The organism is Azospirillum lipoferum (assembly GCF_024170005.1).
In the GTDB taxonomy this organism is placed as follows: Bacteria; Pseudomonadota; Alphaproteobacteria; order Azospirillales; family Azospirillaceae; genus Azospirillum; species Azospirillum lipoferum.
Genome location: NZ_JALJXJ010000007.1, coordinates 356,179 through 368,322, shown reverse-complemented (window position 1 = coordinate 368,322; position 12,144 = coordinate 356,179). Strand labels below are relative to the sequence as shown.

14 protein-coding genes are annotated in these 12,144 nt (G+C 66.9%); 11 read left to right on the top strand and 3 right to left on the bottom strand.

Annotation, left to right across the window (positions count from 1 at the left end; genetic code table 11):
* The first annotated feature begins 55 nt into the window (after nt 1-55).
* Nucleotides 56-466 (top strand): DUF6524 family protein, encoded by a 411-nt coding sequence (locus J2848_RS18005; RefSeq protein WP_149232121.1) that lies wholly within the window; start codon nt 56-58, stop codon nt 464-466.
* Nucleotides 467-548: 82 nt separating this feature from the next.
* Nucleotides 549-953 (top strand): DUF6524 family protein, encoded by a 405-nt coding sequence (locus J2848_RS18000; protein ID WP_149232122.1) that lies wholly within the window; start codon nt 549-551, stop codon nt 951-953.
* Between the two features lie 55 nt (nt 954-1,008).
* On the opposite strand, the gene J2848_RS17995 is transcribed toward J2848_RS18000, so the two are convergent.
* Nucleotides 1,009-1,653 (bottom strand): hypothetical protein, encoded by a 645-nt coding sequence (locus J2848_RS17995; protein WP_149232123.1) that lies wholly within the window; start codon nt 1,651-1,653, stop codon nt 1,009-1,011.
* A gap of 148 nt (nt 1,654-1,801) precedes the next feature.
* Nucleotides 1,802-2,230: a hypothetical protein gene (locus J2848_RS17990; protein ID WP_149232124.1), complete on the bottom strand. Its 429-nt coding sequence runs from the start codon at nt 2,228-2,230 to the stop codon at nt 1,802-1,804.
* Nucleotides 2,231-2,864: 634 nt separating this feature from the next.
* On the opposite strand from J2848_RS17990, the gene J2848_RS17985 reads away from it, so the two are divergent.
* The 9 genes from J2848_RS17985 (at nt 2,865) to J2848_RS17945 (ending at nt 11,923) form a co-directional block, all read left to right on the top strand.
* Nucleotides 2,865-4,019, top strand: coding sequence for a hypothetical protein (locus J2848_RS17985; protein WP_149232125.1), 1,155 nt, complete (start codon nt 2,865-2,867; stop codon nt 4,017-4,019).
* 38 nt (nt 4,020-4,057) lie between these two features.
* On the top strand, nt 4,058-6,052 hold the full coding sequence (locus J2848_RS17980; protein WP_170307072.1) for a HAMP domain-containing methyl-accepting chemotaxis protein: 1,995 nt from the start codon (nt 4,058-4,060) through the stop codon (nt 6,050-6,052).
* Nucleotides 6,013-7,497: a mechanosensitive ion channel family protein gene (locus J2848_RS17975; protein ID WP_149232127.1), complete on the top strand. Its 1,485-nt coding sequence runs from the start codon at nt 6,013-6,015 to the stop codon at nt 7,495-7,497. The genes J2848_RS17980 and J2848_RS17975 overlap by 40 nt, the downstream gene beginning before the upstream one ends.
* A gap of 238 nt (nt 7,498-7,735) precedes the next feature.
* On the top strand, nt 7,736-8,908 hold the full coding sequence (locus J2848_RS17970; RefSeq protein ID WP_170307073.1) for a DUF2061 domain-containing protein: 1,173 nt from the start codon (nt 7,736-7,738) through the stop codon (nt 8,906-8,908).
* Nucleotides 8,908-10,083 carry a DUF2061 domain-containing protein gene (locus J2848_RS17965; protein WP_149232129.1) on the top strand — a complete coding sequence of 392 codons (1,176 nt, stop codon included), beginning with the start codon at nt 8,908-8,910 and terminating at the stop codon, nt 10,081-10,083. The genes J2848_RS17970 and J2848_RS17965 overlap by 1 nt, the downstream gene beginning before the upstream one ends.
* A gap of 107 nt (nt 10,084-10,190) precedes the next feature.
* Complete coding sequence (locus J2848_RS17960) at nt 10,191-10,523, top strand: hypothetical protein (RefSeq protein ID WP_149232130.1); 333 nt, start codon at nt 10,191-10,193, stop codon at nt 10,521-10,523.
* An 11-nt stretch (nt 10,524-10,534) separates the two neighbouring features.
* Nucleotides 10,535-10,852 (top strand): hypothetical protein, encoded by a 318-nt coding sequence (locus tag J2848_RS17955; protein ID WP_149232131.1) that lies wholly within the window; start codon nt 10,535-10,537, stop codon nt 10,850-10,852.
* Between the two features lie 70 nt (nt 10,853-10,922).
* Nucleotides 10,923-11,159: a hypothetical protein gene (locus J2848_RS17950; protein ID WP_149232132.1), complete on the top strand. Its 237-nt coding sequence runs from the start codon at nt 10,923-10,925 to the stop codon at nt 11,157-11,159.
* Between the two features lie 8 nt (nt 11,160-11,167).
* Nucleotides 11,168-11,923, top strand: coding sequence for an SH3 domain-containing protein (locus J2848_RS17945; RefSeq protein WP_170307074.1), 756 nt, complete (start codon nt 11,168-11,170; stop codon nt 11,921-11,923).
* A gap of 17 nt (nt 11,924-11,940) precedes the next feature.
* On the opposite strand, the gene J2848_RS17940 is transcribed toward J2848_RS17945, so the two are convergent.
* Nucleotides 11,941-12,099 (bottom strand): hypothetical protein, encoded by a 159-nt coding sequence (locus tag J2848_RS17940; RefSeq protein WP_170307068.1) that lies wholly within the window; start codon nt 12,097-12,099, stop codon nt 11,941-11,943.
* Between the last annotated feature and the right edge of the window lie 45 nt (nt 12,100-12,144).

The following is a 12,144-nucleotide window of genomic DNA, read 5'->3' as shown; positions in this document are numbered from 1 at the left end:
CGCGGTCCGGTACAGTGGCGGTCCATGCCTTTCCCTTGCCTTCGCAGGCTTTCCGATGCTGACGACCGCAGGTTTCATCGTCAGGATGCTGCTGACCTTGCTTACGGTTTTCGGCACCTACAACCCCTCCGGCTATTCCTATTACCACTGGATCGGCATGGAGGACACCGGGCACTGGACGCTGAAGCTGTTCGTCGGCACCGTCATGGTCTTCCTGATCTATACCCATGTGCTGGCGACCTACCGGTCGATGAAGCTGATCGGGATGCTGCTGGTCGCCGCCATCTATGGCGTGTCGGTGTGGATGCTGTGGGATTACGGCCTGCTCGACCTGGACAAGCCGACCACGCTGACGCTGACCCTGCTGACCGGCGTGGCGACGCTGCTGGGCACCGGCTTCAGCTGGTCCCTGGTGCGCTACCGGCTGTCCGGGCAGGTCGATTCGCAGAACGTCATCCCGCCATGACCCGAACGGCCTACCCCGCGCCGCCATGCTCCGATCTGTCATGCTCCCGTCTGCCATGTGCGCTGGCTGAGGATCCGGCATCGTGAAGTTTTATGGCTACATCGTCCGCACCCTCAGCTGCTTCCTGCTGCTGTTCGCCACCTGGAACCCGGCGGGATACTCGTATCTTGCCTGGATCGGCGAGGATGACGGCACGCGTCTGTCGGCGAAGATCGCGGTGGGCATGGTCCTGTTCGCCATCTATGTCGTCTATCTGCGGATCGCGTGGTTGGCATTGGGCGTGCTGGGGATCGGGATTTCGGCGGCCATCCTGCTGAGCGGCTACATGACCTTGCGCCATTTCGACGTGTTCGACGGGCAGGCGCCGTTCTGGACCGGCTATCTGATGCTGACGCTGGCGTCGGTGACCCTGGCCGCCGGCCTGTGCTGGGCGCATTTCAAGCGACGGGTCATCGGCACCTCGCAGGTCATCTATCCGCCGCCTTAAGCCATGCCGGTACCCGCCGCCTTAAGCCATGCCGGCTGCACGACCCTCTGCCGGCCTATTGCGGCAGGCGGAAGCGGGGCAGGCGGAAATGACGATGTCGGGGAAACAGGCCGAACAGGTTGTAGCGGTATTCCTGGATCGCCAGGATGCCGACCAGGAAAATCCAGAAATTCAGTCGGTTGCACAGCCACAGGGCCAGCATCGCGGCGTAAAGGGTCAGGATGGCGGTCATCACGGCGACGATCTGGTCGAAGACCACGGTCGCCATCGCCCGCCGCCAGCGCAGCCGGAAGAATCCGCCGATGGCGTGACCGACCAGCAGCGCCGCGGCGGCGGCGACGCCCAAGGTCAGGTTCAGCCGCTCGTCGTCCAGGATCAGCCGGTCGAGCAGCAGCCTGGGCGCCACAGCCATCCGGTCGAGCACCAGATCGCCGAAGGCGTCCATGTCGAAATCCCAGGGGCCGCCCCGGTTGAAGATGCTGTCGAAGCTCAGCGGCTGGCCCGGCAAGGGCGTCACCGCCACCAGGCAGACGCCCAGCAGGAAGCCGGCGATCGCCGCCTTGTCCTTCCGCAACGCGCCATAGGGCGGCCAATGGGCGACGCTATCCGCCAGCCAGCGGTAAAGCAGCAGCGGAACGACGATCAGCAGCACCCCGACGGCGTCGGACGCGGCAGACGAAAGGAGGTTCAGAACGTCCATCGGTCATCGCCCGAAGCCTTGGGAACAGCGCGCCGGCGAAGCCTGTTCTAGATCGGATCGCGTAAAATCGGAATCGATTTGGAGCGTGAATCCGATCGTCAAACATAAGGCTGGAGCTTCCTGCGTTTTGCATCAAACGCAGGAAGCTCTAGACCTCGATGCCCTTGTACCAGCGCTGGGTCGGCAGGATGCCGGCGCGGCGCGGCTTCCAGCCATTCTCGATCATGATGCGCTTGACCTGGCGCCGCGCCTCCTGCTCGCCGATGGAGCTGTTGGTGAAGTCGCGCAGGATCGAAGCGGTCTGGTCGAACTGCTTCTTGCTGATCTTGCCCTTCTTGCCGGCCTGCTTGTCGAGGATCTGGCGGACACGGCGTTCCGTCTCGCTCTCGAAGACATAGTCGTTGTCGTCCGCGACGGCCCGCATCATGCCGCGCGCTTCGTCCAGCGACAGACCGCAGCGGATGACGCCCTCCTCAAGGACGCGGCGCTCCGCCTCACGATCGATGAACTTGCTGGTCAGGCCGCTCAGCTTGACAAGGTCGGCAAATCTGCGGCGCGGATCTTCGGTATCGGCCATTGCGGATCCTGGAATTGAAAACGGCGAATTTGTGATGGCGGAGGCATGGTCCCTGCGCCCGCACGAGCGCACGGATGCGTTCTTGCGGGCAACATATCCCTATGAGAGTAATTCGAAAGGCGGAGGCGAAGGCAACAACTTTTCACGACACCCCTTGCTTGTCACGCCCGCACGTTGATCGGATACAGTTAACAAAACTTTTACGCCCGCATGCGGGCATGTTCGTCAGATGAGGTCGTTCGGCAACACGCACCTTCAACTCATTGCCGATCCAGGGTACAGTCTGTGGGAGAAATCGAATTCGCTTAAGGGAAACCGGATGGCCCGGGGAGTTGCCGAGCCTTGGACGGAGCCGCTTGCCCATCCGCTGGCCGCCGCCGCCCCTGTTGACATGCTCAACACCACGTTGGCCGCCGTCACGTCCTTGGACGCCTTGACGATCAGGGACGGCGGGGCGGAATGGACTCTTGCCGCCGATGATGTGCTGTTCGTTGCGGAGCCTTCGGCCTGCCTGACACCCATTCCACATGCCCCTGGGACAGTTCGGGGACTCGCCTGCATCGAAGGCCGGCCTTTCGCCGTTGTGGACTCCGCTGCGGATTTGGGGGCGCGGAAGCCAGGTGGTGCCCTGGTCGTGGTCGCGTCCGGCGACGGCGGTGTCGCGCTGCGCGTCGATGCGGTGATCCGCAAGGGCAAGGCCGAACCGGTGACGGGTGCCAGTCCGGACGTCCTGTCCCATCTGGCTCCCTGGGTGCCGCCGGCTGTGGGCCGTCGGACCGCTGCGGCGCCTCCGCCGATGGCGGCGACGATTTCCCTGCTGTTCGTCACATGCGGCTCCGTGACCGCCGCGCTCTCCGTCACCACCCCGGGTGCCGGATCGCGCGATGCCGGTTTGGGGGCGACCATCGAGCGTGTCGGACTGGTCGGTTCCCGCCAGCCTTTGCGGGCGACGGGCGTGGATGCGCTGGTGAGGGTGGACGATTTTCTGCTGCCCGCCCGCAGCCTTGCCGACGCTCTTCCGATCCCGCCGCTTGAGCGGACCGGTGGGGCGGGCGAGCGCTGGGCCGTGGTGCTGGGCTTCGACGGGCAGCAGGCGGCGCTGCTGGTCGACCGGGTCATCGGGGTGACGCCCTGCGATCCGCGGCAGGTCATCGCGATGGCTCTACCGGGAGGCACGTCGCAGCTGTGGCTCGACCGGCCCGGCATGCCGCCGGTGCCGGTGGTGGATGCCGCCGTCCTCTTCGGCTGGCCGGCTGCCGCCGCTTCGGCCGTTTCCTGCGCGCCGTCTGCCGTGGCGGACGATGTGCAGGCGGAGCCGGTGCTGACCGTACAGGCGGCGGATGTCGGGCTGGCCCTGCCGCTCGCCCTGATCGACCGGGTGCTGGAGCCCGACAGCGCTCCGACCGCGGACCGGACGCCGGGCGCTCTTCCGGTCTTCGATGCCGCCGTGGCGCTGGGGCGGCGGTCCCGTCCGCGATGCAGGACGCTGATCAGGCTGCGGCCGGAGGGTTCTCGGCCCTTCGTCCTGTCCGTCGACCGGACGTCGGTGATCGCGGAGCCCGAATTCCCCTGGCTTGAGGCGTATCCGCTGCCCCCGGCGGCCATGCTGGCCTTCGATGCTGTCGGTCTTGCCGCCGGGATGGAGGGGGAGCGTGGCCGCTGGCTCTACCGCCTGCGCAGTCGCCTGCCGTCGCCTGCGGTCCTGCCTCTGCCGGTGCGACGATGTCTTGCCGCCGCCCGCCTGGGGTGGGTGGCCGCAGAAGCGATGCCCGAAACCGGACCCGTCTGAGCCCATCATGCCACACCCTATCAGGATGCTTGCCGACCATGAGCATTAAAACCAAGCTTCGGCTGGCTTTCGCATTCCTCATCGGCATCTTCGTCGCCTTCGGATTCATCGTGCTTCAGGTGCTGTCGTCGGTCTCCGCCGACAGCAGCCTGATCGCGACCGACATCCTGACCGCCGTCCGGACGACCTACGCCATCGACGTCGCAACCAGCGACTACCGCGCCGCGGAACTGCTGCATGTGCTGAGCAAGGATGCGGCCGGCATGGACGCCGATGAAAAGACGATGGAGCGTCTGAAGGGCGAGATCGCCGCCCGTCGTGCCGAGTACGAGGCGCTGGTCGACACCCCCGAAGAGCGTCGTCGCTACGACAGCTTCGTCCGCAGCTATACCGCCTATATGGCCAGCAGTGAAAAGATGATCGCCCTGTCGCGGGAAGATCAGATCGCCGATGCGACGATAATGGTCAAACAATCGGCCCGCGTGTTCGAATCGCTGAGCAAGGACCTGGAGGAACTCGTCCAACTCGCGACCGCGCAGGCGGCGGTGGCCAACAGCAACAGCAACAGGCTGATCGGCAACAGCCGCAGCCTGATCCTGGCCGGGCTGGCGGTCGTCCTGGTCTTCGGCGGCATCTGCCTGTGGGCGGTGGACAATGGCATCGGCCGTCCCATCGTGGCCATGACCGGCACGCTGAACCGTCTGGCGGAAGGCGACTTCACGCCGACCGCCGCGCCGGTGGAGCGGGCGGACGACATCGGCCAGATGGCCCGTGCGGTGGAATCGACGGGCATGGCCGTGCGGGCGCTCGCCAGCGATCTCGGCGAACTGGTCGAGGCGGCGCATGGCGGCGTGCTGTCCACCCGGGTCGACGTGATCGGCCATGGCGGCGACTATGCCACCCTCGTCAAGGGCATGAACGAACTGATCGAGGGGCTGACCCGTCCGCTGTTCGAGGTGGTGGAGGTCATGCAGATGCTGGCCGCCGGCGACCTGCGCGGCCGGATGATGGGAGCCTATGAAGGCGACCTGCGCGCGCTGAAGGCCAACCTGAACCGCAGCCTGGACACGCTGGTGACCCTGCTGAGCGAGGTGGGGGCGATCAGTGCCGCGGTGGCCCAGGGCGACCTGACGCGCACGGTGACCGGAACCTACCAGGGCGAATATGCCCGGCTGAAATCCGACCTGAACCAGGCGGTGGAGCATCTGCGCGTCCTGGTCGCCGACATCGCCGGGGACACCGAACAGACGGCCGTCGCGGTCACCCAGACCACTGCCGCCGCCCGGCAGGTGGCCGACCTGTCGGCCAGCCAACTCGGCACCCTGACCAATGTCGCCGCCGGCATCGGCCAGACCGCGATGGCGGTCGACACCATCGCCCACAATGCCGCACGCGGAAGCGAGCTGGCCGCGCGGACCACCGCCTTCGCCGAGGATGGGCAGACGCGGCTCGTCCGGCTTGCCGAATCGGTGGAGCGGATCGCCGAGGCGCATGAGCGGATCGAGCAGATCACCGGCAAGATCGCCCGCATCTCCGACAAGACGCACATCCTGTCGCTGAACGCCGGCATCGAGGCGGCGCGGGCCGGGCAGGAGGGACGTGGTTTCGGCATCGTCGCCCAACAGATCGGCCGTCTGGCCGAAGAGGCCGCCGTCGCCGCCCAGGACATCGAGCAGATCATCGCCGAATCGACGCAGCTGGTCCGCTCCGGCGTCGCCGTCACCGGCGAAGCCCGCACCGCCATCGAGCGGATCGCCGAGGCGGCGCAGGACAGCAGCGGCGTGGTGCAGGCGATCTCCGCCGCGATCACCCAGCAGTCGGCGGCGGTCAAGGACCTGCACGAGCGCGTGTCGTCGCTGCGCGCCGGCAGCCAGGGCAATGCCGGTGCCGCCGAGGAGATTTGCGCCACCATGGAGGAACTGGCGCGTATGATCCACCGGACCCGCGACCAGATCAGCCGCTTTGTCCTCGTTTCCTCGGAGTCGCGCGCCCCATGCCCGCCCCTTTCCTCCGCAAGCTCAGCAAACTCCTGACGCCGCTCGCCGGCAGCCTCGCGCTGGCCGGTGCGCTGTATCTGGCCGGCAACACTTATCAGAAGGCCGGGGCCGAAGCGCTGGAGATGGTGTTCCGGGTTCTGGCCTATGCGCTGAACATCGGCCTGATCCTGTTCGCCGCCCAGTTTGTGCACCGGCTGATCCAGATCGTGCTGCTGGAGGGGCTGGTCGGTTCGGCGCTGGGCGAGCCGGTGCCGCGGCTTCTGGTGCAGCTGTCCGGGCTGGTGGTCTTCTCCATCGCCTTCGCCGCCATCGCCGGCTATGTCTTCAAGCAGGACCTGACCGTGCTGTGGGCGGCGTCGGGTGTGCTCGGCGTTGTGCTGGGCATGGCGGTGCGCGAACCGCTGCTGGACATTTGCAGCGGTCTGGCGCTGAACCTCGATCGGCCGATCCGCATCGGCGAGCATATCCGCCTGCATAAGGTCGGCGACATCACCATCGAGGGGCGCGTTCAGGAGATCAGCTGGCGCAGCACAAGGCTGAAGGACGATTGCGGCAACATCGTCGTGGTGCCGAACAGCCGGATCGCCGCCTCCACCATCACCAACCATTCCCGCCCCGGACCCTTCCTGGAATTCATGACCTGCATCGTCATGGATGCGACCGTGCCGGCGGAGCGCGTGCTACGCATCCTGGAAGCGGCGGCGCTGGAGGCATCGGCGGCCTTCACGGTGGCGGGCGCCGGCAAGCCGTACGCGCGTGTACGCTCCGTGACCCTCAACGGTGTGGAGTACGGGGTCTTCTTCGACACCCCGGTCGAACTGCGGTTCCGGGCCCGCAGCATGGTGCTGCAAAAGGTGCTGGAGCATCTGAATGCCGCCGGCCTGCGGCCCGCCTGGCCAAAGGGGGAGCGCGCACCGGGCGATCCGGTGGCGGTGGAATGGCGGACCGTGGAACTGCCCGTGATCATGCAGGCGATGGCGGCCACGCCGCTGTTGGGCGACATGCCGGCCGACGATCTGGAAGTACTGGCGGAAGAGGCCCGTCTGCGCCGGATGACCGCGGGAACGACGCTGGTCCAGGCCGGCGAGACGGCGATGGCCGCCTATGTCGTGCTGGAAGGGCTGCTGGCGGCCGAGCCGGCGCGTGGCCGGGGTGGCCAGCAGGAGACCGCCCGCAGCATCGGCCCGGGCGGGGTGATCGGGGCGACGGCCCTGCTCCAGGGCGCCATTCATGGCGAGACGGTGCGGTGCAGCACCGGCGTGCTGCTGGTCGAGGTGACCTTGGACGCGGTCCGCGCGATGGCCATGCACCGGCCCGAATCGGCGGAACTGCTTAGTCGGCGTGTGGCGGCGCAGGTGGTCTCGGACTTGCGCGCCCGCAAGGGCGGACGGGTGAGCTTCGCCGACGAGGCGGACCTCGCCGCCGATGTGCTCGCCCACATCCGCCGCGCCGCCGGTCTGCTCCACGTCGGTACGACCTAAGGCTTCAGCATTCCGTCTGGTGGCAGTTCTCTGGGCCAGCGGCCCGCGGAGCGTGCATAAAAGAGATTTTTCAATGATTTGCCCGCGGGTTACCAGTCCTCGGACCGAGCCCTTATATGCAATTTTGCTAAAACCTTCGGCTGTGATAGCAGATAGAAAAGAGGAATATTGTTATCTACCACTTTCTGCTATCATCCTTTCGGTGTGCTTCGTCGTTCGTCAGTCCATAAGAGGCTTCATGAAACCGAAAGGTCGGTGGGCTGCTGCCCTGCTGCATGCCTTGGCGCTCCTGACCAGCGCCGCCCTGATGCCGTCGGCGGCATCGGCTTTGGCCGTAGGCGATACGGTTTCCGGCCGGTTCGAACTGGGCGAAAAACAGATCCCGTTGCCTGCGGGCAAATGGACGGTCGCCGGCGTCGGAAACCAGAACTTCTCGATGCCGGAGGTCGGCGCTTTCGGCACCATCCGATCGGCGGTCCTGCTGATGACGCGCGAAAGCAGCGTCGTCGCGGTGCTGGAGGTCAACGCCAACGCGCTGCCCAGCACCGACGGCTGGGGACGCACCAAGGCCTGTGCCCCGGCGGAAAACCAGCTGATGCTGATCGACCGCTACCGCACGGGCTGGGAAACCTCCTGCCAATTCCTGCGCGCGACCCGCTTCGATGCCGGCACCGCCGGTCCGGAAGCGTGGGAGAAGGCTCGCGCCTTCGCCGTGAAGGAAAAGCTGACCATGCCGCAGGTCTGGCTGACCGCCGGTTTCCGGGTCAGCGACCGCCACGACCTGATCGACGCGCGCTATCACATCAACCCGACCCTGCTGCTGGGGCCGGCGGCCTCGCAGCTCACTCAGTTGAGCGACTGGACGGGTGAGGCGGCGAAGGCCGATCCGCTGCGCCAGGGGGCGGTGCGCGCGGTCGCCGCCTGGGGTTCGGGCTTCGATGCCTGGATCGAGCGCGGCCTGCGCAACCGCATGGCCGAGGATCCCGGTCCCCTCCCCGAACTGGTGGCGGCCACGCCATCCTATGCGGATCTGAAGCTGCGGGAACTCGACCGCCTCCATCAGGAGGGACGCATCGACGACGCCACCTACAAGGCACAGACCGAGCGGGCCAAGGCGGAGGTGCCGGAGTTCAAGCCGAACACCTCGCTGTTGTCGAATTCGGTCCGCAAGAACATCTCGTTCCGGTCGATCGGCACCATCGTCGATTACGGCATCGCCTATCTGGTGACGGCCAACAGCGCGGTATCCTGGGGCATCGCGCTGACGCTGAACGCGACCGACTCGGTCTGGTTCGTTCTGAACGATCAATATTGGGACGATTATTACGCCCGGCTGAACACCCATGATGCCGAGCGGTTGGTCGATTTCACCTATATCGGCGATTATGTGGCTGCGGAGGCGCGACTCTAATGGCTGGCCTTTCGATGCTGTCGGGGCTGAAGGCCCGCGCCCTGCTGTTGCTGCTGGGCATTACTGTGACCGGGTCCGTGGCCGGAGCGGCGCATGCCGACGGTGTGCTGAAGCCCGGCACCGCGGTCGAGCGCATTCTTGAGGTCGACGGCAAGCGGCTGCCCCTGCCGGAGGGGCGCTGGGTGGTCGGTGGCGACGGCGACAGCGGCTGGGACGACCCCCGCATGGGGGCCTACGGCTATCTGCGCTCCCTGGTCCTGTTCCGGATCGCCGACAACAAGCTGGACGCCGTGCTGGAGGTGAACACCAACGTGCTGCCGGCGACCGACGGCTGGGGCATGGCGGCCAACTGCGCCCGCACCGATCTGGTGCTGGCGGTTTCCCGCTATCGCGCCGGCTGGGACGGCTCCTGCTTCTTCGTCACCCACACGCTGGCCAACAAGGACGAGAATCCGGTCTGGGCCAAGGCCCGTGCCTTCGCCGCCACGCAAGGTTGGAAGATTCCTGGCGTGCTGGTCACCGCCGGCTTCCGCGCCGCCAACCGGTCGGACGTGATCGATGCCCGCTTCCACTTCGTACCGGAAACCCGAGGCCTGCCGGCCGAGATCGCCGGACGCTGGAAGGACTCCGGCTGGATGTCCAGCAAGCTGGACGAAAGCCGTGACCGGTCCGCCTTCGCGCAGGGCGTCAGCAACTGGTCTGTCGGTTATGCCGGCGTCGTCGATGCCGCCCTGAAGGGCCGCGTGGATGGCACCGCTCCGATCCCGATGCCGGACCCGACCCGCAAGAGCGCCACCGACGACAGCATCGCTCGTCACATGGCGGCGCTGGAGCTGATGCGCCAGTCCGGCCAGATCTCGCAGAAGGAGTTCGAGGCGCAGTCGGAAACCCTGCTGGAGAACGGCACGGGGTCGAGCAGCACCGCCCCCGACCTGTCGGTGATCACCGCGGTGAAGGCCTTCTCCTACCGGGTGATCGTGTCGGTCTCCCACATCTTCGTCGATTACTACTGGACCGGCAGCTATGTCGCGACGGGTGCGCTGGAGGTTCTGCAGATCACCATCAACAGCGCCAAGTTCTACATGCATGAGCTGGGCTGGGCCAAGATGATGGGGGTGCCGCGGACCGACGCTGCGCGGATCGTCGATTTCCGTTACCTCGGGTCCAATGTCTGAGGGCTTCGACACGAAGGCTTAAGGCTTTCACAGCAAAACTGTTCAAACGCAGGCCGCGTCCGTCCACCGGCGGACGCGGAACAGACGCAAGGAAAGGAAACCGGTCCATGAGGGCACGCACGCTCGCCACCGTCGCCATGTCGCTGACCCTTGCCACCGCCCCGGTTTTCTCCGGAACGGCCTTCGCCCAGACGCAGACCCAGCCGCCGATCAAGGGGCAGGTGCAGGCGCAGCCGGCCAGCGTCAGCGGCACCATCGCCGCCCTGCTGCCGGTGTCGCTGTGGACGATCACCGGTGCCGTCATCGGCGCCGTCGCTTGGCCCGGGCTGGCCGCCGGGACCCTTACCATCACCCCGATCACTTCGACCGCCGCACTGTGGAACACCGGTGCCGCGGTCGGTGCGGTGGCCGGCGGCGCCGGCTATCTGGCGACCCGCTAGGAGTTCCTGCCATGACGCCTGCCATGACGGTGGCCCGTTGCATCCGACGCCTGACCGTTGCGGCGGCCTTGGCGGCCACGGCGATTTCGGTCGAGGCCGCCGCCGCACCGCCGGCCCCGCCGCCGCCGCCGGAAACGCCCCTTGTCGCACAGATCCTGCCGGTGGCGGCCGGGGCTCTTGTGGGCACGGCGGTGGGCTTCTTCATCGTGCCGGTCCTGGTGCCGAGCGTGGCCGTGGTCGCCACCGCCGGTCCGCCGACCAGCCCCATGTTCGGCGCCATCGGCGCCGGGTTGGGCGCGCTGATCGGCGTGACGCAGGCGCCGAAGTAAACGCCAAAGTAACCAGTTTCCGCCCATTCTGGCGGTCTACCACGCCCGGGATAAGGGAGCTTCGAACATCATGGAACCCACGACCCTGACGGTGCTTGTCGTCACGGCTTCGATTCTGAGCAGCGTGGCGGTGGACGTGGGCGTGAACACGGTCCAGGACTGGTACGACACCTTTTACCAGGATGCCTTCTGGAGCAGCCGGAAGAACAGCCCGGAACTGGAAGCCCAGCTTGCCAAGGAAGAGGCGGAGATCAATCGCCTGATCCGCGAAAGCGATGCCATGAACGGCGCGGCACCCCGGCTATGAGTGTTCGCGTGGTATTCCGTCCGGCTCTTGTCCTTGCCGCCATGCTGGCTGCCCCGCTGGCGGTTGCCGTGCCCGTCACGACCACGGCCTGGGCTCAGGAGGCGGTGCGCCTCTCGCCGCTGGATGCCGAATTCCAGGTGACCGGCCGCACCAATGTGCGGGAACAGCCATCGACGAAATCGGCCCGCATCACTGTGATTGACGCCGGCACGCGGCTGCGCGTCAGCGGCAAGGTCGCCGACGCTCCCTGGTATGCGGTGACCACCGCCGGTGGGCGTGTGGGGTTCATTGCCGCGGAGCAGCTGCGCCCGGTTCCGTCCCCATCCTCACCCCCTGCGGCAGCCGCGTCGCCCGATGCGGCGGCACCACCCGCCTCTCCGCTGCCGGAGGTCCTGGCACGGCTCGACCGCATGCAGACCACGCTGAACGCCATCGACCAGCGCCTTGCGGCGGCGAAGGCCGAAGCCGTGGCGGACGCCCCGACCGCGGGCTTGCTCGACGGGTTGGCGAAGCTGCAGGAGGAGTTGGCCGCACAGATCCGTGAGCAGCGCGACGGCTTCGTCCAGCTCGGCTCCCGCCTCGACAGCATGGAGATGTCGGTGCAGCCGGCGGTGGACTGGGCCAAGCAGGTGCGCGACAAGGCGGCACCGGTGGCCGAGGAGGCGCAGGGCTGGCTGGCCTCGACCTGGGGAACAGTCTACAACTGGGTCACCAGTTGGCTGCCCTGGACCGCGCGTCCGGCAACAACTCCGCCCCCGGTGTAGGGGCGCGCGCAACACCGTCAGTCCGCCGGGACCGGTTGGGCAATCAGGCTGCGGCGGGTGAGGGCCAGCCAGACCGGATAGTCGAGCAAGGCCAGCGTCAGCGCCTGTTTCAGCCACATCTGGGTCGGCCGATAAAGCCAGCCGCCGTAAAAATGCAGCCCCAGCGGCCGATGCACGCCCGGCCGCATCACGGCGAACAGCAGGGCCGGCAGGTCTCCCAG